The organism is Inquilinus sp. KBS0705, from assembly GCA_005938025.2.
GTDB lineage: Bacteria > Bacteroidota > Bacteroidia > Sphingobacteriales > Sphingobacteriaceae > Mucilaginibacter.
The window spans coordinates 2,420,801-2,446,469 of record VCCI02000001.1; the positions used below are offsets into that span (position 1 = coordinate 2,420,801).

At 42.9% G+C, this 25,669-nt stretch carries 19 protein-coding genes; 10 read left to right on the plus strand and 9 right to left on the minus strand.

All coding sequences use genetic code 11. The features are described 5' to 3' along the window. Positions 1 to 26 precede the first annotated feature (26 nt). The 5 genes from FFF34_010785 (at position 27) to FFF34_010805 (ending at position 3,540) form a co-directional block, all read left to right on the plus strand. Entirely contained in the window at positions 27 to 743 is a 717-nt protein-coding gene (locus FFF34_010785) for an SDR family oxidoreductase (protein TSD67844.1), read from the plus strand. Between the two features lie 136 nt (positions 744 to 879). Continuing rightward, positions 880 to 1,542, plus strand: a complete 663-nt coding sequence (locus FFF34_010790; protein TSD67845.1) for a TetR/AcrR family transcriptional regulator — start codon at positions 880 to 882, stop codon at positions 1,540 to 1,542. Continuing rightward, positions 1,529 to 1,939: an HAD family phosphatase gene (locus FFF34_010795; GenBank protein TSD67846.1), complete on the plus strand. Its 411-nt coding sequence runs from the start codon at positions 1,529 to 1,531 to the stop codon at positions 1,937 to 1,939. The genes FFF34_010790 and FFF34_010795 overlap by 14 nt, the downstream gene beginning before the upstream one ends. 19 nt (positions 1,940 to 1,958) lie before the next feature. Beyond that, positions 1,959 to 2,213 (plus strand): HAD family phosphatase, encoded by a 255-nt coding sequence (locus FFF34_010800; protein ID TSD67847.1) that lies wholly within the window; start codon positions 1,959 to 1,961, stop codon positions 2,211 to 2,213. Position 2,214: 1 nt separating this feature from the next. After that, positions 2,215 to 3,540, plus strand: a complete 1,326-nt coding sequence (locus tag FFF34_010805) for a phosphotransferase (protein TSD67848.1) — start codon at positions 2,215 to 2,217, stop codon at positions 3,538 to 3,540. Between the two features lie 2 nt (positions 3,541 to 3,542). Here the strand turns inward: FFF34_010805 and FFF34_010810 are convergent, their stop codons facing one another. Together FFF34_010810 and FFF34_010815 are read right to left on the minus strand one after the other, a co-directional pair. Continuing rightward, positions 3,543 to 3,761, minus strand: a complete 219-nt coding sequence (locus FFF34_010810; protein ID TSD67849.1) for a hypothetical protein — start codon at positions 3,759 to 3,761, stop codon at positions 3,543 to 3,545. Positions 3,762 to 3,905: 144 nt separating this feature from the next. Continuing rightward, positions 3,906 to 4,112: a hypothetical protein gene (locus FFF34_010815; GenBank protein ID TSD67850.1), complete on the minus strand. Its 207-nt coding sequence runs from the start codon at positions 4,110 to 4,112 to the stop codon at positions 3,906 to 3,908. A 206-nt stretch (positions 4,113 to 4,318) separates the two neighbouring features. Between FFF34_010815 and FFF34_010820 the strand changes: the two genes are divergently transcribed. The 3 genes from FFF34_010820 to FFF34_010830 are packed head-to-tail and all read left to right on the plus strand — an operon-like array spanning position 4,319 to position 7,981. Next, positions 4,319 to 5,776, plus strand: coding sequence for a DUF2867 domain-containing protein (locus FFF34_010820; protein TSD67851.1), 1,458 nt, complete (start codon positions 4,319 to 4,321; stop codon positions 5,774 to 5,776). Beyond that, the gene (locus FFF34_010825) at positions 5,773 to 6,678 is read left to right on the plus strand and encodes a TIGR01777 family protein (GenBank protein ID TSD67852.1); all 906 of its coding nucleotides are present in this window, start codon (positions 5,773 to 5,775) and stop codon (positions 6,676 to 6,678) included. The genes FFF34_010820 and FFF34_010825 overlap by 4 nt, the downstream gene beginning before the upstream one ends. After that, positions 6,671 to 7,981, plus strand: coding sequence for a deoxyribodipyrimidine photo-lyase (locus FFF34_010830; protein TSD67853.1), 1,311 nt, complete (start codon positions 6,671 to 6,673; stop codon positions 7,979 to 7,981). The genes FFF34_010825 and FFF34_010830 overlap by 8 nt, the downstream gene beginning before the upstream one ends. A gap of 2 nt (positions 7,982 to 7,983) precedes the next feature. Here the strand turns inward: FFF34_010830 and FFF34_010835 are convergent, their stop codons facing one another. From FFF34_010835 to FFF34_010860, 6 genes are all read right to left on the minus strand, one after another. Continuing rightward, on the minus strand, positions 7,984 to 8,919 hold the full coding sequence (locus FFF34_010835; GenBank protein TSD67854.1) for a hypothetical protein: 936 nt from the start codon (positions 8,917 to 8,919) through the stop codon (positions 7,984 to 7,986). Between the two features lie 5 nt (positions 8,920 to 8,924). After that, positions 8,925 to 9,419 carry a peptidylprolyl isomerase gene (locus FFF34_010840; protein ID TSD67855.1) on the minus strand — a complete coding sequence of 165 codons (495 nt, stop codon included), beginning with the start codon at positions 9,417 to 9,419 and terminating at the stop codon, positions 8,925 to 8,927. A gap of 90 nt (positions 9,420 to 9,509) precedes the next feature. Next, positions 9,510 to 9,950 carry a MarR family transcriptional regulator gene (locus FFF34_010845; protein ID TSD67856.1) on the minus strand — a complete coding sequence of 147 codons (441 nt, stop codon included), beginning with the start codon at positions 9,948 to 9,950 and terminating at the stop codon, positions 9,510 to 9,512. A 274-nt stretch (positions 9,951 to 10,224) separates the two neighbouring features. After that, positions 10,225 to 11,883: a gamma-glutamyltransferase gene (gene ggt / locus FFF34_010850; GenBank protein TSD67857.1), complete on the minus strand. Its 1,659-nt coding sequence runs from the start codon at positions 11,881 to 11,883 to the stop codon at positions 10,225 to 10,227. 601 nt (positions 11,884 to 12,484) lie between these two features. After that, positions 12,485 to 13,366 carry a trypsin-like peptidase domain-containing protein gene (locus tag FFF34_010855; GenBank protein TSD67858.1) on the minus strand — a complete coding sequence of 294 codons (882 nt, stop codon included), beginning with the start codon at positions 13,364 to 13,366 and terminating at the stop codon, positions 12,485 to 12,487. A 551-nt stretch (positions 13,367 to 13,917) separates the two neighbouring features. Beyond that, positions 13,918 to 16,134 (minus strand): T9SS type A sorting domain-containing protein, encoded by a 2,217-nt coding sequence (locus FFF34_010860; GenBank protein TSD67859.1) that lies wholly within the window; start codon positions 16,132 to 16,134, stop codon positions 13,918 to 13,920. A gap of 461 nt (positions 16,135 to 16,595) precedes the next feature. Between FFF34_010860 and FFF34_010865 the strand changes: the two genes are divergently transcribed. Beyond that, positions 16,596 to 17,090 (plus strand): hypothetical protein, encoded by a 495-nt coding sequence (locus FFF34_010865; GenBank protein TSD67860.1) that lies wholly within the window; start codon positions 16,596 to 16,598, stop codon positions 17,088 to 17,090. Between the two features lie 109 nt (positions 17,091 to 17,199). On the opposite strand, the gene FFF34_010870 is transcribed toward FFF34_010865, so the two are convergent. Then, positions 17,200 to 20,937 (minus strand): S8 family serine peptidase, encoded by a 3,738-nt coding sequence (locus FFF34_010870; protein TSD67861.1) that lies wholly within the window; start codon positions 20,935 to 20,937, stop codon positions 17,200 to 17,202. A 409-nt stretch (positions 20,938 to 21,346) separates the two neighbouring features. Between FFF34_010870 and FFF34_010875 the strand changes: the two genes are divergently transcribed. Continuing rightward, positions 21,347 to 25,669 (plus strand): hypothetical protein, encoded by a 4,323-nt coding sequence (locus tag FFF34_010875; protein TSD67862.1) that lies wholly within the window; start codon positions 21,347 to 21,349, stop codon positions 25,667 to 25,669.

Sequence of the window (25,669 nt, forward strand, 5' to 3'; positions counted from 1 at the left end):
TAGTAATTTAGTACAATATTTAACAAATGAATATTTCAGGTAAAAACATACTGGTAATTGGCGGCAGTTCGGGCATTGGGCTGGCCCTGGTTAAACTATTGATAGCCAACGGGGCTAACGTTTACAATGCATCGCGCAAAACATCGACCGATTGGCCACCAAGTGTAAAGCATTTAACTTTTGATGTTTTAGCCGATACATCGGCGCTGGCGGCTTATATACCCGAACAACTACATGGTATAGCATATTGTGTGGGCAGCATTAATTTAAAACCCTTTGGCAGACTAACCAAAGACGACTTTTTAACAGATTATCGCCTTAACGTTTTGGGCGCTACTGATGTGATACAGCAAAGCTTAAAAGCTTTAAAAAACGCCGGCGAAGCATCAATAGTTTTGTTTAGCACTGTTGCGGCAACGGCAGGTATGGGTTTTCATGCAAATATTGCATCGGCTAAGGGTGCTATTAACGGCTTAACCTTATCCTTAGCGGCAGAATTATCAGCTAACAAAATTAGGGTAAATGCTATTGCGCCATCATTAACCGATACCCCTCTTGCTAAGAATTTGCTGAGTACTGATGAAAAGCGCGAAGCATCGGCAAGGCGGCACCCACTGGGTAAATTTGGCAAGGCTGATGATGTGGCTTCGGCAGCATTGTTTTTATTGACAGACCAAAGCAGCTGGATAACCGGGCAAATTTTAGGTGTGGACGGAGGCCTATCTACCCTGAGAAGTATTTAGAAATGCAGGGGCAAAACAGCTCTCGCTTCGCATAAAAATTTAGCGAGAGAACGACTATTTAATATAACACAAACATGATAATTGGCTGTATTATAATCAGTAATTTTAACTTGTAAATACACTAATCCGTTTAATTATGGCAACTACACAAAGCATACAAAATGCTTATATAGATTATGTTTTAACTGAGGGGCAGCAACCAAAGTCGGTATACACCTTTGCTAAAAAAAATAAGATGGCCGAAGAGGAATTCTACCGTTTCTTCGGGTCGTTTGATGCTGTTGAAGAAAGCGTTTGGACGGACCTTGCCAATAGAACCATTACCGAAATAAAAACGCAGGAAGTTTGGCCGCAATACTCATCGCGCGAAAAGGCCCTGTCGTTTTTTTACAGCTTTTTTGAACTGTTAAAAGGCAGCCGCAGCTTTGCCGTATACAGCCTTAAAAAGCAACCCCGCGGTCTGGGTTCGCCGCGCGTTTTAGATGGTTTAAGAAACAGCTTCGAAAGCTTTGCCGAAAGTATTTTAGCCGAGGGCATTGAAACTACCGAGCTAACCGACCGCAAGTTTTTTAGCAAACGCTATAAAGATGCTTTATGGATACAGTTTGGCTTTGTGTTAAACTTTTGGGTGCACGACAACTCTGCCGGTTTCGAAAAAACGGATGAAGCTATTGAAAAAGGTATTAACGTAACCTTCGATCTGTTTCAGCGTTCGCCAATTGATAATTTGTTTGAGTACGGCAAATTCCTGGCAAAAAATGGTGGCTTAAAAGAAAAGATGGGCTTTGGCAGTTTTTAATAAACTGGAAGGTATAGCGGCCATATTTGATATGGACGGCACCTTAATTGATAATACGCCTTTCCACTTTGAAGCATGGCAATTGCTTTTTAAAAAGCATAATATGCCGCAAATAACTAAGGAAACTTACCTGGGTGAAATAAGCGGTGTACCTATACGCAATACTATAAACAAATATTTTGGCGATTTGGATGCCGATACTTTAAAAACCATCATAAAAGAGAAACGGGAGTTTTATGAAGAGGCTTTTAAACCTCATTTAAAGCCCATAAACGGGTTAGAAAGCTTCCTGGCAGAATTAAAAAACGCAGGTGTTAAAATAGCGGTGGCCACATCCTCAAACATGGAAGATGTTGACTTTATTTTTAATACCATACCAATAAAAAAAATACTTTGATGCCGTTATAATCGGCAGCATGGTAAACGAGCCTAAGCCATCGCCGCAAATATTTTTAAAGGCTGCGGAAATCTTGGATATCGGGGCTCAAAAATGCGTGGTATTTGAAGATTCAATTGCCGGTTTAAAAGCAGGCAACAACGCCGGGATGAAGGTTGTGGGAATTACTACAGCGCACCATGCCGAAAAATTAAGTACAATGGCAAGCCTGGTAATAAATAGCTATTCCGATATCAGCACCCAAAAAATGGCTGCATTATTTGACAAACAATAACATGAGCGATAATACATCGAAAGAACAAAATAGTATACCAACCAGTAAGGTAGAACGTAGCGCGAAATTTGTAAAAACAGGTTTTAAAATTGGCGGCAACTACATTAAACATTACTCAAAAAAGATATTTAACCCCGAGTTGGACCGCAGTGAACTTAACGAGGATAATGCTACAGATATATACCAATCGCTAAGCGAACTAAAAGGCAGCGCCTTAAAGGTTGCACAAATGTTAAGTATGGATAAAAACCTGCTGCCGCAGGCTTATGTAGATAAATTCACCCAATCACAATACAATGCGCCACCGCTTTCGGGGCCGCTTATTGTGCAAACCTTTAAAAAATATTTTGGCAAGAACCCCGATCAGATATACGATAAGTTCAATATCAGGTCAACCAATGCGGCATCAATAGGGCAAGTACACCAGGCCGAATTAAAGGGCAAAAAGCTGGCGGTGAAAATACAATACCCCGGCGTAGGCGATTCAATATCATCCGACCTTAAACTCATCAAACCCTTTGCTTTCAGGATGCTGGGCATGAGCGAAAAAGAACTGGATGTATATATGCGCGAAGTAGAAGAACGCCTTTTAGAAGAAACGGATTACGAGCTGGAGGTGCGCCGCTCTATAGAATTTTCTGAAGCATGCGCCAACCTTAATAACGTGGTTTTTCCGAACTATTACCCACAGCTATCAAGCAAACGCATTATTACTATGGATTGGCTGGAAGGCAAACACCTGCGCGAGTTTTTAGCGATCAACCCATCACAGCTGCTGCGCGATCAGATAGGCCAGGCCTTATGGGATTTTTACAACTTTCAGCAACACGAGCTGCGTGCCGTACATGCCGACCCTCATCCGGGTAACTTTTTAATTACTCCGAATGGTAAACTGGGCTGTATAGATTTTGGTTGTATTAAAGTAATGCCTGAAGATTTTTATTACCCTTTCTTCTCACTCACCTCAACAGATCTTTTTGACGATAAGGAAGAAACTATCAAGGCGTTCCGTAAACTGGAGATGATATTACCCAATGATACACCTGCACAGATCGAGTTTTATTACACCATGTTTAAGCAAATGATAAGCTTATTTGCTAAACCATATATTACTAACGAGTTTGATTTTGGCAAAAAGGAATTTTTTGACGAGCTATTTGGTTTCGGCGAAAAGGTTTCAAAAATGCCCGAATTTAAACAGGCGCGGGGAGTAAAACACTTTATTTATGTTAATCGAACCAATTTTGGTTTATATAATATTTTGCACGAGCTTAAAGCAAGGGTAAAAACCGATACTTATAAGCCGCATGTACAATTGGCATTTTAATTTTATAATTCAAGAAACATAAATAAAAACGTAACCGATAAACAAAACGCCGCTATCCAGCTAATGGTGGCTTTAACCTGCCAGGCTTCAATATCGGTTACACGGCCGGTACCAACATAAGAGCGTGCACGGCGCCTGCAATACAAGGCAAAGGCTATTATTAGTACAAAAATAACAACGTAGCATATAATTATTAAACGTTGAAAATCTTTTGATAGCATATTTTAGTATCGGCGTAAATTGATTATTGGTTTATTGGCTAAAAGGCCAAATGTTTGGGGGTAGTGCAATTATAAGGGAATTATTTTCAATTAAAAGAAGAATGTATTAACAATTTAACATGTGTTAATAAAAGTAAACAACAGTTAAATAATGCTAACTATTAAAGCCATAGTTAAACCAAAAGTGGCCAACCAGCTAATGGTAGACTTTACAAGCCATTCTTCAATTTCGGCCATACGATCGGTACGCATGTAAAAACGGGCCTTACGTTTGCAATAGATACCATAACTGATAAGCGAAATTAAAATAACGGCAAAAAGGGTAAACAGGATGATTTGGAAAGTATGCATAATATTAGTTTATAATTATTGGTTTTAACTACAACACAGCATTAATACGTTGATATTCAAAAAAAGATATAGGAAAATTGTAACTTTTCTGTTTATAACCAATAGTTAACTAACGCTCAGTTATTTACATTTATTTTCGTTGTGCATTAAATTTATTAACACAAGGATATTACCAAACAGCAAAACAAATATATTGTTGAACAACTATGAGGGTATTAATTGCAGGTGCTAATGGCTATATAGGTACAAGGCTAATACCGGTTTTGCTTGAAAAAGGCCATACCATAGTTTGCCTGGTGCGCGATAAGCGCCGCTTTCATGAACACAATGATTACAGCGACCGCGTAACCCTGATAACAGGCGACCTGCTACAGCAAAACAGTCTGGAACCATTTCCTGCTGATATTGATGCAGCCTATTACCTGGTGCATTCTATGGCACAAAGCGGAGACTTTTCTGAGTTGGAGGCATTATCAGCCGGCAACTTTGCTAATGCTATCGCCAAAACCCATTGCAAGCAGGTAATTTATTTAAGCGGAATTGTAAACGACACCGGCCTATCTAAGCACCTCGAATCGCGCAGGAATGTGGAGGATGTACTTAAAGAAAGCAAAATACCATTAACCGTTTTAAGGGCTGCAATTATTATAGGCTCGGGTAGCTCATCCTTCGAGATCATTCGCGATCTAACCGAAAAGTTGCCGATAATGACCGTACCCCGCTGGGTAAACACCAAGTGCCAACCAATTGCCATACGCGATGTATTGGGCTATCTGGAAGGTGTACTGCTCAATAAAAAAGCCCTGAATGGCACCTTTGACATTGGCGGGCCGGATATACTTAGCTTTAAGCAAATGATGCTTACCTATGCGGATGTTCGCCATTTAAAACGATACATTTTTATCATACCATTTTTATCACCTAAAATATCATCGTACTGGTTATATTTTGTTACATCTACCAGCTACTCGCTGGCCCAAAGCCTGGTAGATAGCATGAAGAACGAAACCATCATGAAAAACAATGATATTGATAAAGTAGTAAAACGCGACTGCCTGACTTATAAGCAAGCGTTAGAGCTTGCATTTAAGAAAATAGAACAAAACTCCATAGTATCCAGCTGGAAGGACGCGCTGAATAACGGCTACCTTACCTCGGGCTTTATGGACCAGATAAAAGTACCACAAAATGGCACCTTAGAGTATAAGGTAAAACAGCCTTTTAAACGCAACAGTGCCGAGGTGCTTAAAAACATTATGGCCATTGGCGGTAACCGTGGCTGGTATTATTGGGATTGGATATGGAGCATTCGCGGATTTTTAGATAAGCTTTTTGGCGGCGTGGGCACCAGACGTGGTCGAACCAGTAATGTAAGCGTATCTGCCGGTGATGTGATAGATTTTTGGCGGGTGCTGCTGGCCGATAATATTAACTACCGGCTGTTACTATACGCAGAAATGAAATTACCGGGCGAAGCATGGCTGGAGTTTAAAATAATTGAACGCAACAACCAAACCTTTCTAAGCCAAATAGCCACCTTTAGGCCTAAAGGCTTATGGGGACGTATGTATTGGTATTTAATGTGGCCCTTCCATCTATTTATATTTAAGGGGATGGCACGGCGCATTGTAAATTTTGGAGAAGGTAAAAGCATGGCAAAATGAGTAAAAACATATTAATAACCGGCGGTTCGGGTGTATTGGGTAAACAACTAACCCGGGAACTGTTGAGCCAGGGCTACACGGTAAGCCATTTAAGCAGGCATGCCGGTAAAACCCCTAAAGTAAAAACCTTTTTGTGGGATATAGATAAGGGCCATATAGATGCCGCCTGTATTGATGGCGTTGATACTATTGTACACCTGGCAGGTGCCGGCATTGCTGATAAGCGCTGGACCGAGGAGCGTAAAAAGCTAATATTAGATAGCCGCACCAAATCTATAGCACTTTTATACGATCTCATAAAAAACAGGGCCAACAAAGTTAAAACTGTTGTTTCCGCATCGGGTATTGGTTATTACAGTAACCGTGGCGATGAGCTGCTAACAGAGGACAGCCTCCCTTCCCATGATTTTTTAGGCACCTGCTGCATCCTATGGGAAAAAGCTGTTGATGAGGGCCAGGCATTAGGTCTGCGCGTCGTAAAGTTTCGTACGGGTGTGGTGCTTACTACCGATGGCGGTGCATTGCCGCAATTAGCATTACCTGTAAAGTTGGGTGTTGGCTCGCCTTTGGGTAATGGCAAGCAATGGATATCGTGGATACACCACCAGGATGTGGTAGATATGTACCTTTTAGGCATAGCCAACGAAAGGTTAAACGGCGCGTACAACATGTCGGCACCGCAACCGGTGACTAATGAGCAGCTAACAAAAGCGGTTGCCATGCAACTGCACCGCCCGCTATGGGCACCAAATGTACCGGCATTTGTTATTAAATTACTATTTGGGCAGTTGGCTACACTTGTGCTGGGCAGTACCAAAACATCGGCACAAAAAATAGAGCATGCCGGTTTTAAATTTAAATACCCTGATATTGCCTCGGCATTAAAAGAAATTTATGGATAAAGATACTCCTGTAAGCATATTTTGGTTTCGCCGCGATTTACGGCTCGAGGATAATGCCGGTTTATATCATGCTCTAAAAAGCGGCAACCCGGTATTACCTGTTTTTATATTTGATAAAGAAATACTGGACGAGTTGGAAGATAAAGATGATGCACGTGTAACTTTTATTTACCAGGCCATTGAAAACATAAACAAGCAATGCCGGCAACACCACAGCAGCTTATTAGTAATTTATGATAAACCCCAGCATGCCTGGGAACAATTAATTAAAACCTATAACATAGCCACTGTTTATACTAATCACGATTACGAGCCCTACGCCAAACAGCGTGACGGCGCTATAAAGGATCTTTTAAGCAAACACCATATTGAATTTAAAACCTATAAAGACCAGGTAATATTTGAAAAGGATGAGGTAACTAAAGACGATGGCAAACCTTATACGGTTTACACGCCATATAAAAACAAATGGTACCAAAAGCTAAAACCCTTTTACCTAAAGGCCTACCCTACACAAAAATACCTGCATAATTTACTGCAGTTTAAGGCTATGGCCCTGCCAACCTTAAAACAGATGGGCTTTACCCAAAGTGCAGCTACCTTCCCCGATAAAGCGTACAATGATGTGGTTGAGGATTATGCTCAAAATCGCGATTTCCCGGCTATTAGGGGGACTTCGCATGTGGGTATACATTTGCGTTTCGGTACCATAAGTATACGCCGCTGTGCGCTGGATGCAAGCCTGGCCAAAGAAAAAACATGGCTGAACGAGTTGATATGGCGGGAGTTTTATATGATGATACTATATCATTTCCCGCAAACGATGAACCACGCTTTCAGGCCGGAATACGACCGTATCAAATGGATAAACAACGAAGCGCAATTTGCAGCATGGTGTAAAGGCGAAACCGGTTACCCACTGGTTGATGCCGGCATGCGCGAGCTGAATGCCACCGGCTATATGCACAACCGTGTACGCATGGTAGTAGCCAGCTTTTTAAGTAAAGACCTGCTGATAGACTGGCGCTGGGGCGAACGCTACTTTGCCCGTAAACTGCTTGATTATGAAATGGCCAGCAACGTTGGCGGCTGGCAATGGGCGGCCGGTAGCGGTACCGATGCTGCCCCCTATTTCAGGATATTTAACCCCGAATCGCAAATGAAGAGGTTTGACCCAAAATTGCTATACATCAAAAAATGGGTCCCGGAATATGCCGATTTCAGCAAATATCCAAAACCCATTATTGACCACGCATTTGCGCGGGACAGGTGTTTAAAAGCCTTTAAAGAAGCGCTGAATTAATATTATTGCGTAACGGTTTTTATTTGATATTCAAACCTTAAACATGAATTCGCGGGTATAGTAGCTTGTGCAATTTTGCCATAGCCTTGTACTGATGGAACTATAAAAGAAATAGATGTACCTGCTGTAGCATATTTCTCTAATATCTCTTTAGCCCCCGGGATATAATTAATTAAAGTGAATGGCGTGGTGTTAGCATCCGTTTTATTTCCATTATCAAATTCTGTCCCGTTAAATAACACACCATAATAGGTTGTTGTAAAGCTCGAAAACTCTTTAATAGGGCCGCCAATTCCTGTACCCGGTGTTAAAATTTTATAATAACAACCTAAGGCAGATTTAGAATATCCTGTTAAACCATTAGCAGCAAGGTATTTTTTTATGGATATATCGTCGTAGGTTTTTTGGTCCTGCACCACATTGATGTAATAATCAAGGCACTGGTTACCTGCTATGCGGGTATTTACATTGGTAACACTACCGCTACCAATACCGTTAACACCATAAGCAAGGTGCGATGGTATTAACAGGCGCATGCTGCCGCCTTTATGTTTTAACAGATTATGTAAAGCTAACTGCAGGCCTTGTGTACGGCTGTTTGCTTTTAACAAACCTACATAATCAACAAAATGGTTGGCTATGGTATCTGCCGATGAATACTTACCGTCAAAAGATTTTACGGTAAATACGGCCGATATCTGATCAGGATACTCCAAAGGCGCACCTGTTCCTTCCTGTATAATTTTATAGTATATACCTGCAGTATCACCCTGGCTAATAGGGTCGCGGGTAAAGCCGGTAAGGCTATTGGCAGCAATATATTTCTGTATCTGTTGTTCGTCGTATTCCTTAATATCAATTTCCTTATCAGCAGTTTTTTTGCACGCGGTTAAGCCTGCTATCGCGATCAATAAAAAAGTAAAAATTTTTTGTTTCATCTAAATCAGTTCGTTACATCTAAAAGTTGTATTTCAAAATCAACTACCGTATTTGCAGGTAGCCCTATATCCGGCTGGTCAAAGGCGCCGTATGCATAACGCGATGGTATCAACAATCGTACTCTGCCGCCTTTTTTAATTTGAGGGATACCTAATTGCCAGCCCTTTATCACTTCGCCCAACACAAATGTGGGCGAAAATCCATTATTCTTGGTAAATACCGCACCCGTTGTTAAAATACGTCCTTCGTAGTTAACGGTTACACGGGTCGAATTGGTATACAGCGCATTACCTGTGCCCGGTGCCTCTATAATATAAAACACCCCGGTTGTATCAATCCGTTTAGCCGATACACCTAAGCTGTGCGCAGCCATATAGTCCTGTATTATCCGGTCATCAACGGTGGCCTGGGCCCTCACTACAGCGGCTTCGTCGTACCCTTTTGTACATGCCGACAACCCGGCACATGCTAAAAATAAGATAATCAATACCCTGTTCATTTTATTTTAAAAGGCAAATTTATTGTTTTAAATGGCAAAAACAGCAGCTTAACACTTTTTAACAATTGGAAGTTTAAAAAGCAGTAGCCGTTAGGGCTTATAATTAACGGTAAGCTGGTTTATCTTTTTCAGCATTTCGGTTAAATACTGTTTGTCGGCATCGCTTATATGGGCGTTTAGGTAGTTATTGAACTGTTTTACCACGTTTTTGGCCAACTGGCGTTTCTCTTTACCCAGGGGGGTCAGGTAAATTTTTACCGAACGTTTATCACCCTTGTTAGACTCGCGGTATATTAAGCCTGTGGTTTCTAACTGGTTAAGCATGCGCGACAAGCTGGTTGACTTTAGCCCAAGCAAAGCAGCCGCCTGAGATACCGTAGTGCCCTCTTCGTCGATATTGATGAGCAGATAGCCTATAGACTGTGTAATGCCAAACTCGGTAACTAACTGGTTATAACGGTTGGCTACCGTTTGCCATACTATCTTTAAAAAGTAATCGATAGTCTCCTGGTGTTTTACACTGCTTCGCATAAGTGGACAAACATAACACTTTTTAACGCTTAAGAATAATTATGAATTGTTGATTACCACCCGACAAACGAAGGGCTAAATGGGGCAAATTATTACCGGGAACAAAAAATTGGCTTTAAAATAGATAAACAGCTATAACCTTTGCACTTCCCCGTATAAATTATTCCATTTTTTTGTTACCCTCAGTATAAATTTTTCGTTTTTTTTCGCTACCCTGTACTTACTAATATAAAATTTATTTCGAGTAAAAAAAGTTTTCCTGTTGATTTTCGGTTTACCAACCCATTTTGGTATCGTCTCCGCGCGGGTCGGCGCCGCCTTCGTAGTAGCCCCATTTGGTTTTTAATATGGCATCTACCGCGCCTATATTTCCAATGTTTGTAACCTTGTATCCTTTTTGTCGCAGCTTACTTACGGTGGTGCTGTCTAAGGCGTCCTGCTCGGTCATTACCTCATCGGGCAGCCACTGATGATGGAAACGCTTGGCCGCCACTGCAGATTGCATGCTCTTATCAAATTCTATCACATTTAGTATCGTTTGAAAAACCGAAGTGATAATGGTTGAGCCACCCGGCGTACCCACTACCATAAACAGGTCGCCATTTTTTTCGACGATGGTAGGTGTCATAGACGACAGCATGCGCTTGCCCGGCTGTATGCTGTTGGCCTTGCCGCCAACCAGGCCATACATATTGGGTACGCCCGGTTTCGAACTAAAGTCGTCCATCTCGTTATTGAGTAAAAAGCCTGCCCCGGCCACAAATATGTGCGAGCCGTACGAATCGTTTAGCGTGGTGGTGATAGCTACCGCGTTACCCTCTTTATCTACAACCGAGTAATGGGTAGTTTGGTCGCTTTCGTAGCCGGTAATTTTGCCGGGTTGTATGCTGCTGCTTGGTGTCGCGGCGTTCCAGTTAAAGTTTTGCATGCGGCCCAAAATGTATTTTTCGTTCAGCAAGCTAACAACGGGTACTTTAAAAAAGTCGGGGTCGCCCAGGTACTTGGCCCTGTCGGCATATACCCTGCGTTCGGCTTCTACTATCACCTGCACGGTCGAGTCGCTGTTAAAGCCAAACCTGTGCAGCGGGTACTGCTCTACCGATTTTAGCAATTGCAGCAATGCCACCCCACCGCTTGATGGCGGCGGCATAGTAATTATCTTATACGCTTTATACTTGCCTGTAACCGGTTTACGCCATACAGCATGGTAGCTTTGCAGGTCGGCTTTGGTAAACAGGCCCTTACCCTTGTTCATTTCGGCTATCAGCAGGTCGGCTACCGGGCCATCATAAAATCCCTCGCGACCCTTATCGCGTATCAGTTCCAGCGTTTTGCCAAGGTCGGCTTGTTGCAGCAGGTCGCCGGCTTGCCATTCGCCATCTTTTACTAAGTAATTTTTACCGGGGTTTAACTTTTTAAACTGCCCGGCATTGCGGTTAAGGCTTTTAGCAAGTTTGGTAGTTAATTTAAAGCCATTTTCGGCCAGGTCAATAGCCGGCTGTACAAGGTCTTCCCATTTTAGTTTGCCGTACTTTTTATGGGCCTGTATCATCCCGTCAACAGCGCCGGGCACACCCGATGCCAGGTGTGTGTACAAACTTTTGTTGGGTATAACATTGCCGGCACTATCCAGGTACATATCGGCATTTGCTTTGGCAGGTGCCTTCTCCCTAAAATCTAAGGTATTGGCAGCGCCTTTTGCCGGGCGATACACCATAAAACCACCGCCACCTATGTTACCTGCCTGCGGGTGGGTAACCGCCAGTGCAAACTGTACCGCAACCGCAGCATCAACCGCGTTACCACCTTTTTTTAATATCTCCAGCCCTACTCTCGCCGCTTCGGGCGAGGCGCAAACCACCACCCCATTTTTAAACTGCCCGCTGTTGTTTTGGCCTAACTGGCCATGCACGCAGCCCGTGAAAACCAACATAAATAAAGGCGTAAATATTTTATAGGATAAGCTTGGCATGTAACGCATTGTAATTGGGTTTATAATTTACAGGCCAATTTACTTATTTTAATGGGAGTTGGGAATAAGGTTAAAAGTAATTTAACACACCAAGAGTAATCTCCAAACATCCCGAATAGCTTGCTAAGGATTGCCACCTACGGGGCACAATTACATTTCGTTATCATTTTCTACAAAGCGGTAGCTCCTGACGGAGCATGATCAGTTTAATTTCCCGGGTATCTCCCGTTAGGGAGTACCGCTTTGTAGCAAACAAACAGAAAGGCAATTTTGCGCCATAGGTGCTATCCTTCGCAAACGGAATAATCCCGAAAATATACGTTTGACTTTTACAGATTTAATTAAGTAATTTTAGGCATGGCAAAAGAATTTATTTCAAGAATTACGAAAGCAGCATTCGTGATTGGCCTTGCAATAGTTTTTTGCTCCGCTAAACAAGTCCCCAAAATAAAAACTAATAAAAATCGAATATCAAATAAATCTTTAAGTGTTATTTATCAGGGCAACTTCAAAAAATATGCTTCAATATTGAGGACATGTAGGACTACTCAATCCCCTAACCCTACAATTTCGAATATACTTCAGAAAAATAATTGATTGACACACAACCACTAATTCCAGTAGATGTATTATCCAATACGTCTATAATGGTGGAAAATAACAGATTTGGGTCTACTCCACCTAGAAAAATTCCACCTGACCTTTGTTTTAATAAATCGACTAAATCTTGAGAATTTCTTCCCATCGGATTAATAATAAAATCGGCGATTCCAATAACTTCATCATGGTTTGCATCAACTCCTATTTTAATAATTGGGCCGCCCGAATTTCCCCCATTTAATGTTAAGTCTAAATATGCCAGATTCCTATTTTTCTTTATTTTATGACCATTTTGAATAATACTATTGGTAGTATCAAGAAATTTAGTTGAAACAATACCCTTGGAAATAAAGGGATATAAAAGTTCTTTAGGATAGCCACATGCATAAATATCATCTCCATCATTTACCGTATCGAAATTCCCTATAAAGAGAAACGGCGCTGATTTTTTCAATCTTAATATTGGATAAAGTATACAAAAATCATTTGCAATAGAGTTATTGAGAAACGCTGTATCTTGAAAAATTTTAGCAGCTATCCCAATTTCAATTTTTTCTCCAGTGTTGGTTGTTGCAAAGATTTTTTTAAAGCCTATAATGGCTTTGGTGTTGCTGTCTCTTATTATTGAGGGTTCAATGACATGCCAACAAGTCGCGATAGTGCCAATAGAAGAAACGAAAAACCCACTACCTTGATGTCCATCGTTTTCAATAGTTATTCTTACTGTGCTGTTCTTTATTTTTGTGACCCTTTCGAGGCTTAATCCTTGGGAAAATGTTTCCAGGCTAGAAAAGGTTGAAAATATCAATAATAATGATATTGCTAAAGTTGATTTAAGCTTCATGGTTGGGTTTTGGTTATCTAACCTACAAAAAATCTTTGTCACAACTGATATGTAGTTACAATTGCGTTGCTTATCCTTTTCTAGAAAGCGGTAGCTCCTAATGGAGCATAGTATAAAATTGGGATGGCCGTCTTAAAAATAAAATTTACAGGTTAAAAAAGTCCCGCCACCTATTTACAGGAAACTATATAATATTGTCCCATGCTGGCGCACGCGTGCCGCGTGTGTCACTAGGAAGTCCGCCCCCTCAATCCTTTATATCGGCCGGAGGCCATGTTATACTTGTCACTCGGCAAGAGCCCATAGGTGTTCGGAAGATTAAAAAAAACAGTCGTCCTGAACTTGTTTCAGGATCTCACAGGACGGTAATTAGCATGCTGTCCACCTTTCTGATTTCGCAATTTGCATGTGGGATGCCGATCCGCCAGCCGGCGGACGGCATGACGGGTTGTTTTGTTTCTTCCGAACAGCTATGGGCAAGAGCCGGGCGACTATAAGGGGCGTAATACCGAAAGTCTCCGATGCAGAAAATATAGCTATAGCTGCTAATTTTACCTGCTGTTTATCACTACCTTTTTTTCATAAACTTTATGGGTATCGTTCAAATGCAGCACATATACGCCCTCGGTTAGCGCACTGCTGTTTACTGCCATATTATTTTCGCCAACATTAAGCTTTATCCTGGAACGGTATACTGTAAAGCCCATCATGTTGGTGATGGTTATTTCGCCACTGTTGTTGTTTTTAGACGCGAACGCCACATTTATTGACGTGGTTGCCGGGTTTGGGAACACCCGCAATGGATCTGTACCAACCGAATCTGGCCGTAATGCGTCTTCTTTTGCAACGGCGAGCGTTGTAGCGCCCGAAATGTAAGGCGAAAGCCGCGTACATGGAATAGGAACTTCTATGGCGCCACCGGGCAATTGCCATTGCACCGATAAATTATCACCTGCCGTGCTCTCTTTTTGCAAGGCTTCCACATAATATTTTCTGCCTGCGATGAGCGCTATCACTGCCGATTTTTGCGAAGCGTATTTGGTGTACTGACGCGATAAAGTATAAGCGGGCACGGTTGCTATCTTCTTTTTCTTTGCTACCGTATTATCGGTACTCAGCCATAGTTCCGCCTGGTCGTCTCCAGCAATCCAAAAGGTGTAATTACCTGTAGTTGGTGCTGTGATATAGCCGCGAATGCGTACGCCATAATTTTCGCCTGCATTTATCGGCGCTTCAAATGCATTTATCTTTGTAACAGACGACGGGTTATTGGGGTAATTGCTGTTGCTGGTGAGACTGGTGATTGATGACCCGGGAATATTGCTGTATTGCTCGCGGGTAAGGTATGCGGTTGGCCCACAATCAGGTGCTAAAGGCATTGCCACCTTCCATATTTTGGGCGAACTACCACCATACTCCAGCACATAAATGATATTGCCAACCATTTCGGCATCTATCGGATTATTAAATCCGCTCACAATACGATGCGTTTGCATCTTATAATTATCGGTTTTAACATCATAAATAAGCTGAATATGCAGCAGGTCCTGCCCCGGATCGCCACCGTAGGGGCCAAGCGCTGTTGAAGACCCGGTAGTAGTCCATGAAGAAACAAAACCATGCCCCTTAAACTCAGCCGTCAACAGGCTATCCCTGTCAAACACTAAACCCAATGGCGAGCGGTGGCTGGTGAACGTGGTAAAAGCCAACCCGTCGCCATTGGCATCTTTAATTGTACCGGAAACAGAATCGCGGTATTTATCGGCATCCGGCCCGGTGTTAATAATAGGTTCGGTAAACACACGGTTTGGTCTTTTAGGATAAGCCGGATCGTTATAAAAAAAACCGTTTTGATAGGCAGTTGAATTATGATCTACCAATTTGTCTGTTTCAGGATTGTATCCCGGGTATTGCATAGGCGTGTTATTCCCGCCCATCCGCCATGGGAAACCATAAAAGTGCCCTTGCCTTATCCAGTTTAGCTCTTCGGGGTCGTCCCTGTCGCCCGAGTTTTCTGTGCCATAAAGGTTCCCGTTGCGATCGAAAGCAAGATCGAAACTGTTTCGGGTGCCATCGGCATACAGGTAACCCATACTGGCCAGCCTGGCCGAATCATTCGGCAATATTAAATTGTTGGAATTGATGGGGATGCGAAAAATGGCCGATGTAAGCGACTCTTCCCTTAACCCGGGCCTAAGGCCTCCGCTGCTTTGCACTTCGCCATGGTCTGTACGCGAGCCGCTATTGATGAACAGGTAATTGCTATCCGGGCTAACTGTAATGCCACTAAAGCCGTGGTCGAAAGCAGTGTTGGTGAGCCCGTAGGTTTCTGTAGTCATAACGGTAGACCATACCCTATCGCCCGAGGGCTGCTTTACCCCTTTCATAACTTTACCCACATAGCCGGAGTTGGCGGTTTTGATATTTCCGATCAGGAACAGCGTATTTCCTTTAAACGCCATTCCCTGCAGCAAGGTAATACCGTGGTTTGCTTTGGTTGCCTTTAGTGTGCTTATATAGGTGCCCTGGCTATTACGCACATCGTATACGTCGCCGTTTTGGTTTATGTACATAATATGCCGGTTGGTGGGATCGAACCCAAGGCGGGAGCAGTTTGGAGGCACACTAATGAACTGGGTGACCTTAATATCTGCGCGGACTGATTTTGGAACACTTTGGCCCGAGGCCTTTTTTGCTGTGAACAAACTTAAGCCAATTAAGCACGTAACAACAGCACAAAGCCATACAAAACGTAGTTTTAGTAACATGGCGGTAAAATTTATGCGATAAACAAATGGTTTTGTTAGTAACCTGCAAAATCAGGATTGCGGGCTAACGGAAGTACAAGTTACCGTTTATTGTATGCGGCGTGCGCTAAAACGGTGGTTGTATACCAAAATGTGAAAGAGATGGTTGGAATGCCTTGAAAACGAAACGCCTCCGGTTAAACAGCATTCCCCCTGCTGGCGCAGGCGTGCCGCGTGTGTCACTAAGAAGTCCGCTTCTCAATCCTCCGGCCTTCCCCCCGCATCTGCCGTTCTCACTATCCATCGGCAGCGTTATTTAAAAAATAGCCGCTATTATTTATTTACAGGATGTTACCTCAATATTTTTCGGGCTGAAAATCAGCAACATCAAATATTTTGGCTATCATTTACCTGTTGCATAGCACAAAACGGGCGTTTTTACGTTGTTAGCCTATATTATTTATTCACAATCACCTACTACAATGAAAAAAATCCCCTTAATAGCATTGGTGTTAACCTGCTTTTTATTCGCGTCGAAACGTTCGCTGGCGCAAGATTACAAAACCGCCCTTGGCCTTAAATTTGGCGGGTTTGAAAATGGCCTGTCTGTAAAATACTTTGCCCAGCCTAATGTTGCCTGGGAAGGTGTTTTAGGCTTTCGTAACCACGGCGTGGTACTAACCGGCCTTTACGAGATACACCAGCAGGCCTTTGATGTGCCCAAACTTAATTTTTACTATGGCTTTGGCGCGCACCTGGGCAGCGTAGGCAGTGGTACCTATAAACGCTTTAACGGTGATGACCGCTATTATAACGAGAGCCGCATTTTATTAGGTGCTGATGCTGTTTTAGGATTAGAATATTTAATCCCCGATTCGCCAATTGCTATCAGCCTTGACCTTAACCCGCGACTTGAGCTGGCAACCGGGCCCTTTTTTGACCTTGCACCCGGCCTGGGCTTAAAGTATGCCTTTTAATTTTCAGAGGATAGGGAATAGAGGTTGGAGGTTAGAGGTTGGAGGTTAGACCTAAAACTTTAGAATTTAGCTTTTAGAGTTTAGCTTTTAGGATTAGAATTTCCGCAACCTACTTCTCTATAATTATCTTCCTGGAGTATATTTTTTGCCCCAGTATCAGCTTTAATATATATGTACCCGGCAGGCGGTTTACAGTGCTTACAACAGTGCTGTAATTGCCTGCCGTTATTGTTTGCGTGGTTGCATAAACCGTTTGCCCGGCTGCATTCACCAGCGATAGTTTCATGTTTCCGGCGGCTTTGGCTGCAAACAAAACGTTAAAATAAGTATTGGCCGGCACCGGGAATACCGTTAAGCCGATGTCTGTCGACTTATCGGGGTTTTTAGCCACAAGCACGTAGTTATAAGCATCAGACTGTACTATACAGCCGGTACTTAAAAGCACCTGCACTTTATATGCGCCACTTTGCAAAGGGGTATAAGTTTGTGTAGTAGCACTATCTATCAACTTATCGTTTAATAACCATCGGTTACCGGTAGCATTGCTTGATGACAGCACATCGCCATTTTGGGTAATAAGTGGCTTGCTAAGTGTAACCGCCGTACGGCCCGCGCCGGGGCAGCCCGTACTTGTTACCTGCATATCGTAAAAATAATAGTAATACTGCTTGTAATAAGTAGTATCGGTACCGGTATCAGGCGTGGCGGTATTGCCGCTTATGCTGAATACATTGCCCGCGCTAAAAGGATAGCCGGTAATACCCTGGTTGTTGCGGTATATAGTAGCATTGTTCTCGTAAGCCGGGGTTATGGTGTAATGCCCTGCTGCAGGCAGCGTAAGGTTTAAGGTGTATACCTTTCCCTGGTCGGCGGGGTCATCGGGTTGTGCACCGGCAGCAGGCGTGCTGCGGGTGGCTGCCACATTTAACGTAACAGCCGATACCACATCGCCGGCATCATTGGTAGCGGTAAATGTAATTTTGCCGGGGTTACCAATGTACAACCTTGCACTTTGGATGGTAACAGGTATGCCTGTAGTAACTTCGATACCCGGCGTAAACTGGTTATAGCCGCCACCTGTAAATACATTTTTTGTTGCAGGGCCCACTTTAGCGCTAAAATCGTTTAAGCCGGCATAATATTTACCATCAACGGGTGCCTGGCTTACCAACACATCGCCGCCATTGGCAAATGGCAGGGCATCATTACTGTTTTTATACCATAAAAGCTGCCCATCGCCATTCCCCGATAGCTGGTACTGGCTGGTATTGGTACAATAGTATGCTTCTAAAGTACCCACCTGGGGTGGCAGGGCAATAGCTATACTACCGCTTGTTTTATTGTTTGATGTAATAGCATCGCCTGCCAAATTGGTTTGCGCTATAACTGTATAAGTTGCACCGGCAATTACATTAAATTTTCCGCTTAGCTCAAAATCGGCTTCATCGCCCGCATTTATTACCGGGGTATACGTTTCGGTAAAAGTAGTGACCACATTATTTGGCGATGTAACCGTTACCGTAACCGGTATATTGCTAATTGCCGCGCTGCCGTCGTTTTTTAACCTCACAACAACTGCCGTTGGCACGGCGCATACTGTACCCGCGTTAACAATGGTGGTTGCGGCTACATCTATGGCAGGTTTTAAAAATTGCACCCTGTAATCCTGGGTTTCGCCTTTCGCGTAGCTTCCGCAAGGGGTGATATTGGTTACATCGGCGGTTTCGGCAAGTACTATCCGCATTAAACTAAAGTTACCCGGCGTAACCGTTTGCGGCACCGTAAAATTACCCGAATAGGTGTCGGTAGTATTGGTAACCACAGTGGTGGCGGCTAATTCGTTCGCTTCAAAAACGCCGTTGCCGTTCCAGTCTATAAATATTTTGGCGGCTTTGTTAAAATTGCTGCCGCATGTACCCAACGTGATGCTGAACGGATAGGTTTTAGCTTGCTCTAACTGCGCTGTTAAGCCGGTGTTGTTGGTATATGCCGTACAACCCGCAGGTGCCGTATAGTTGATGTTTGATAGCTTAAACGCGGTGATCTTAGAGTCGGCAGAGGATGCAGGCGCGGACGCGCAATAAACCACCCCTCCAATACCGGTGGCGATTAGCGAATAGGCCTGACTGCCCGAGGTAAGCGTGCCCTTATGCGATACGGTTACCGTGTAGGTTTTACCCGGTGTAGCGTTGGCTATATATACCTGCTCCATATTATCCCTGATATTGTCGCCCGTAGTAGCAGCTACCGAGGGTTTATCGGGATTTAAAACCCAGGGGCGAAATGTACTTGAACCATCGGTAACCCGGATATCCAGATCGTTTACCAATTTAGGGGTACGGCTATTAATTACCCCTGTGGTGGTTGGTGTACCTTCGGGGTCTGTCCAGGCTATGCTTATAGCTAATGGCCCGTTACCCGATGCCGTAAACGTAAATGTTTTATTTGAGCCTTGTTGCAGCGTGTTTTCGCTAATTAGGCTTTTTTTGGTATCATCAGTGATGGCTTGGGCCGCCTTTTTCATATCCAGCAATCCCCAGCCATAAATATAGTCGGGGCCAACGTTCCCTGCATCAAAGGCCGTATGGCAGGCCAGCGCCTTTAAGGTTGCCGCGCGCATAAAGTTACCGTTGTTTTTTTGCGCGTAATACTCCTGCAGCAAGTATAACGACCCGGTAATGTTAGGGGCTGCCATAGATGTACCCGATAGGGTGATGTATGAGCTTGTACTGCTTACGCCTGTAGATAATACATCTTCACCATCGCCTACAATATCGGGCTTTATACGGCCATCATCTGTTGGCCCCCAGCTGCTAAAGTAGGATATGGCTACATCGCTCCTGTTCACCGGCCCATTTGGCAAAGGGCTTACCGCCCCTACCGTTAAAATATTTTTTGCTGTACCGGTGGTAGTAATAATATCATATCCATCATTATTACTTATGGTGGCCGGCCTTGGCCCTTTATTTATAAAAGTGCCGTTGGTGCGGCTGGTATAGCCGTAATAATCTTCGCCCACCTGCGGGCCATTATTGGCGCGGCTGTTACCCGCCGACTCCACAATTAAGTAATAAGGCGCATTGTAAGCTATGTTATCCCACGATTGGGTACGCTCGTCGTAAAATCCAAAGTTATAATCAACCGTATCGCCCGGCAAGCCATACCATTCCCAGCGGCTATCGGTACTGTTGTAGTCCCATCCCCCAACATCTCCATACGAGTGGTTGGATAGCAACAAGCCCGAAGCGGCCGAACTCATTTCAGATACATCGTTATCAAAATCCCATGATTGCAGCGTGGTGGCGTTAAACGCCATACCCTTAGCCGGCGCGTAAATGCCTTTGGCTATCATGGTGCCGGCCACATGTGTAGAGTGATCTAACACTGCCGCACCATCCTTTAGAGTAATGGTTTTACCTGTAAACTCCTGGTGTTGCTTGTAAACACTGCCACCATCCCAAATGCCCAGCTTATTGGTAAGAAATGAACTTGAACCTGATAGATTTAACCCTAACGAACCACCGGGCTGCACGGTATTGGTACCCGTTGTTGCAGCCGCTGTAGTATTGTTATGCGTAGTAAGGTAAACCGGGAAACCAAGGCTGTTAACCCCTTGTAAAGATACCAGGTTGCCTGCCTTTGTTTTACGCAAAATTGCCCAACCACGTGATGGTGCAAGCGCTACAGCCTTTTGGCGACCGGTAATAAATTTTTGATTAGCGCTAACGGCAATATTGTCGAGCGCTTTTTGCCTGATGGGGTTACCCGGAATTTGCTGGGCAAACGAGCGTACTATACAGCATAACAGTAAAATACTTGTAATGAATGCCCTACACGCTTTGCCCATATAAACCAAAAACCATTTAATGCAGTAAAGATATGTTTTAGGCTTGTTGTATGGAGTAGGTGATACAAAAAATTTATTTGGCCTAAATATTGACTGATTTTAAAGACTTGCTTATTAAGCTACCCTTATTAACCATATGTATCGTAATATTATTTAGCCCGTTAAATAAATTAATTTACAAACAAATAGCATATAAACGGTTGGTAATTCATTCCCCAATATGTGCAATTTGCTGCACACAGTCCATGTATTAATAACAAATTATATTTCTATTCATAACAATCTGTAAACGGTATATAATCGTATTTGCATGCAATACTGCATTATATCAACAATAATACCTTGATTTATTAGCATTTGCATTATTTTTGTGTTATATAAGTATAACACCCCGGTTAATTTTACGGCATTGAAAAACTTATTACCTAAATTCTTATTAGCGCTACTTATTACCTTTTGTTTTTTAGGGCAAAATACCTTTGCGCAAACGGTTACCTTATCAGCCTTTAGCGGAACATTATCCTCTAACCCCATAAACGTTGGGGCACATCCTGTATTATTCGGTTTTACTGTGCAAGTATCCGGCGGCAGCAAAACCTTCAATAAATTTACTTTTACAACTTCAAATAACAGCACTACAAATTTTACCAACGGCACACTTTACCGCACTACAACTTCCGGGTATAGCAGCAGTGGTGCAAAGGTGGGTAACGTAACCTTTAGTGGCACAAACGTTACAATAGATGGTTTTACCGAAACACTAACAAACACAACTTATTACTACTATTTAGTTGCTGATATTGCTGGCACCGGATATAACCAATTTGTTATTAGTTATGGTTCAACCCTGGCAACTGATGTTAGCGGCACCACTTATAATACTGCTTTTTACAGTGGCGTAGGCTACAATATAAACGCAGGAACAACACCTGCATTAACAGTAACAAATCTCACAACTGATGTGCAGGCTTCAGGGGCACTGCTATCAGGTGCAAGCAACTTGAAGCTTTTTCAATATAGTGTCACCAATAATACAGGTTCAAGTATAACTATAAACAGCTTTAAAGTAAATAGTTCGGTTTCAGACTTGTCAAAATATTTAACAACAATCAGGCTATACGCTAATACAACCAACACTTTCCCGGCAAGTTCTACTGCTACAGGATCTACTGCCGCAAGTAGTCCATATGTAACCTTCAGCAGCCTTACAGAGACGATTGGCGCCGGTGCAACTAAATATTATTGGGTTTATGCCAACACCAGTTTTACCGGCAGTTTACCGCAGGACCTGCAATTATCTTTTCAGGATGCCCAAAGCAGCGCAGCGATAACAACATCAACAAGTGCCACGTATAATACGTTTACCGCACAGGGTAATACATATAATCTAAACACTTCAAACGTTACAATAAGCAATCTTACAGGCGGTATATCAAGCGGTACAGTTACACTGGCACAAACAGATATTGTTATGTTTGGTTTCAGTGTTAATTCAAGCGCAGCTATTACTGTTTCGCAGTTTAATATTAATAGTACCAATACAAACGTTAGTACTTATTTTGGAAACGCAAAATTATACTACAACACCACCAATACTTATGCAACCGGCACCAAAACACTTGCCGGTACAGTTAGTTTTAGCGGGGGTTATGCCAACGTTACCCTTACTGCCCAAAATACCTTTACCTCAGGGCAAACACGCTATTACTTTTTGGTAGCAGACAACATAGGTGCTATTTCGCCTTCACAGAGTGTGGCCTTTAGTTTTGGCGCTGCTCAATCGCAAAATGCGGTTGTACAAAGTAGCCCAATAGCTTCAGTTTATAATAATTTTACTACTACAGGCAGCACCGTATTTACCATACCCGCTCCCGGTATTGTACTAACCGGGTTAAATTCTGCAGCAAGTAATAATATTACTACATCCATATCGCCTGGTACCACCAATATAGCCGTATTTGGTTTCCAGGTGCAAGCTTTCGGTGCTGTTACCATTGATAAATTTAACATGGCATTTGGAACAGGTAACGAAAACCTGTTTTTTACAAACGGCCGCCTTGTCGAATCTACAGACAATGTTTTTTCTACCGGCGACCTTTCTAACTCGCTTGGTGCAGTTGCCACCGGCGGTAGCAGCAACGCCAATATTGGTAATTCCACGGCTTTAGGCTTAACTTTTAATAACAATACCCGGTATTTTTTCCTGGTGGTTGATGTAAAGGTATACAATAACTCGGGGGCACCCGCTACCTCAAATTACAGTTTTGTAACGGGCTCAGCAACGCCATCGGCAGTTGTTTTTGGATCGCCTTACAGCGAGTATAACCCTCCTGCAGCAATTACAGGTGCTACATTAAACTTCCCGCCATCTACAACCTTTATCTGGACAGGCGGCGCTAATAACACAGCCTACACTACTACAAGTAATTGGTCCAATTTTGCAAGTCCTACTTCCGGATCGGATATTGTTATTCCCGGCGGACTTACCTATTACCCTGCCATAACATCAAATACAACAATTGGTAGCCTTACATTTTCGGGTAGTTCTCCGAGCCTTACCATCAATAGCGGCATCGTTCTAACTTCAAACACCGGGCTTATTATAGGGGCAAATGTAAGCCCGACAATCACAGGCGGCACATTAAGCCTGGCTTCCGGAAGCACATCTACAATTGCATCAACAGCTGTGCTTACGCTTGGTGCATCTACAGTTATCAGCAACAGCGGCACTTTAACGCTAAAATCTGATGCAAGCGGATCTGCTACTATTGCAGCAATACCTGCCACCTCAAGCATTACAGGTAACGTTAGCGTAGAGCGTTATTTTACAGGCGGCCAGTCGTATAGCCGGGGTTATCGATTATTATCATCCCCGGTTTCGGTTTCCAGCAGCAGCCGTATCCTTCCAAATTTATCGTACATCGTGGCATCAGCGTACACCACCGGTACTACAGGCAGTACCAATGGCTTTGATGTTGCCGGCAACCCAACGCTATATTTTTACCGCGAAAATATGGCCCCTAACTACTCAACGTTTTTATCGGGTAATTTTAGAGGTGTTGGCAAAATAAATAATAGCAGCCTTTTTAATTTTACCATTGATGGCGATGCTACTACCAATACATTACCGGCGGGTAATGGCTTTTTATTCTTTTTTAGAGGGAACAGGGCATCAAACGCTACTACTAACACGGCAGCTGTTGCCCAAACGGCTACATTTACTGTTACTGGCTACCTAAACCAGGGCAACGTTGCTGTAAATCATTGGACAAGTACCGCAGCCGGTACGGCAGGTTCAGCCGGTTTATTGTATACATCAGCAACACTTAATACTGCAGTACGCGGCTATAATTTAGTAGGTAACCCTTATGCAAGTTCAATAGACTGGGATAAATTTGGCACTAACATAACAGGTGTTAACATTTCAAATACTATATATATATATAACCCTACATTAAAAGTATATGCCACCTATATTAAAGGCAGTAGCGGTACAGGTACAAATTTTAATGGTACAGGTGCTAATATTATACCCAGCGGACAAGGCTTTTTTGTAAGAGCAAGCGGTACCAGCCCTACATTAACTTTCACCGAAGCTGCAAAAGTAAATACCCAGGTACCTGTTGCTAACTTATTAATGTCGGCGCCCGAAAATAGTGATAACACTATAGCAGAACAAATTAAGCCACAAGCATTAATGGCTACGCCGGCAGCAATAGCCGCCGCCACAGCTACCGCTGCACCTGCGTTGCAATACATGCGCATACAGTTGGTATTGGATGCTAATAACAAAGAAGATGCTTTAATATTTTTTAAAAGCGGGGCTAAACCACAATTTGTAGTTAACGAAGATGCCGAATACCTGCGAGGCAATAACAGCGTTAGTATAGCTACACGATCAAGCGATAACAGAGAACTTGCTATTAACCAAATGGCTTATCCAACCAAAGCTTACGCCATACCGCTAACCGTAAAAATAGGCGCCACAGGCATCTATCAGTTAAAGCTTACCGAGCTTAAAAATATACCTGCCACCTATGGTATTTGGTTAATTGATAAATGGCGCAAAGATTCGTTAGATATACGGAACAATAAAACATATAATTTTAACGCCAATATAGCCGATACCACCAGCTACGGATCGAAAAGGTTTAGCTTGGTTATACGCCCGACTAAAGTTGCCACCCCAAAACTGGTAGACTTTACAGCTAATGCGCTATCAACAGGTGCACAACTGATATGGACAACGCAGTACGAAGGATCGGGTACTACCTTTACTATTGAAAGAAGTACAAACGCCGGCAAAACATGGGATGTTATTAGCAGTGTAATATCAAGCGCAAAAAGTAAATATTATATTGTAGACCGGTTTCCGTTAGTAGGCAAAAACTACTATCGCTTAAAAATAGATGACGCCAACGGTAATACCACCTATTCGGCTAATAAACTGCTTGTATTTGCCAAACAGGTAAATTCAACTGGCAGCAATGTTAGTGTATACCCTAACCCGGTAAGTACTGTTGTAAACGTAGCGGTAGTTGCCCAGGTAAATGCCAAATCGTACACGTTTAGGGTAACAAGCGGTAATGGAACATTGGTACGTACCGGAATTATAAACACTACCTTATGGCAAAGTACGGTAACCACTTTAAAACCGGGTACATACTTTGTACAGGTAGTAAACAATACCACTAAAGCACTTGTAGGCAATGGCAAGTTTATAAAAAATTAA